Genomic DNA, 1,049 nt, shown 5'->3' with positions numbered 1-1,049 from the left:
ACCCCTCAGACCCCTCAGCAGGTGGACTTCCCGGCGTAGACCGCGAGGGCGGTGTTCGCGGCCAGGGTGGCCGGGACGGCCTGCCGGGCACGTACTGCCCGGCACACCCGCCCGTCTGCTACCTGGTGAGATCGGTCGGATGGTCGAGTCGTGCCAGCTTCTGCGGGTTGGATGTCGCGTAGATCCGGGTGATGCGCCCGTTCTCGATCAGGAGGCTGACCGCGGCCCGTCCGCTGTCGGATTCGATCCGGATCGCGGGGGCACCGTTGAGCCACACCCGGCCCGCGCATGTGACAGCCACCGCCACCCCGGGCCTGCGCTCGCGGCCCGTCCGTGTGGACTGCTGCTGATTCCCGTGACCATCCGTGGGTCCCGAGATCGTCTCAAGCTGCTGCGGCCGCAACGGGTGCGTTTGATGTACCCCCAGGGCGCCAGTTTCGTAAGCTCACCGGCCTGCCGACGTCGGGGCGTGCGGGCGGGGCACAGCACGAAAACGCCTGTCGAGGCCGGTGCCGCTGGTGATCCAATGCGCGGATGGAGATCACCCCGGACGACGAAGCCCCACTCCCCGACCCGTGGCCGGTCCGCTTTGTGGACCGCGGGCACACGGATGTTCGCCGTATCGGCTCGGGTGTCGAGGGCGTCGTCTACAGCCTGGGCGAGGACAGGGTCGCCAAGGTGTGGAGCGGTCGGCCGCCGGCCGGTTTCCGGCTCACCCGCCAGGTGTACGCGGACATCGCACGGCACCCACTGCCGTTCTCCACCCCCGAGATCTTCGACGCCGAAGAGTACGAGGGCGTCCTGGTGACGTACGAGCGCAAGCTGCCCGGTGTCCCGCTACGAGCCGACTCCGCACAGGTGGACTACGAGCGCGAGCTGCCCACGCAGCACAACGACGCGCTGCTTGCCGTCCTGCGCGGCTTGGCCTCCGTGCCCGGCACCGACGCCATGCGTCAGATGACCGTCAAGGGCGACGACCGTCCGCTGTGGCGGGATCACGACCGCTTCCAGGACGCGCTCGCGGCCCTGGTCGCCCGGGCCGCCACCCG

Annotated in this window: 1 protein-coding gene and 1 pseudogene; one reads left to right on the top strand and one right to left on the bottom strand. The window is 70.3% G+C overall.

The annotated features are described in order from the left end of the window. Window positions 1-118: 118 nt before the first annotated feature. Window positions 119-301 carry a hypothetical protein gene (locus tag ABT137_RS50995; RefSeq protein WP_351720919.1) on the bottom strand — a complete coding sequence of 61 codons (183 nt, stop codon included), beginning with the start codon at window positions 299-301 and terminating at the stop codon, window positions 119-121. A 233-nt stretch (window positions 302-534) separates the two neighbouring features. Between ABT137_RS50995 and ABT137_RS50990 the strand changes: the two are divergent. Continuing rightward, window positions 535-1,049: pseudogene (locus ABT137_RS50990) on the top strand (aminoglycoside phosphotransferase family protein); the annotation flags it as partial.

It is taken from the genome of Streptomyces sp. NPDC001980 (assembly GCF_040296885.1).
Taxonomy (GTDB): domain Bacteria; phylum Actinomycetota; class Actinomycetes; order Streptomycetales; family Streptomycetaceae; genus Streptomyces.
This window is presented reverse-complemented; position numbering and strand designations above follow the sequence as displayed.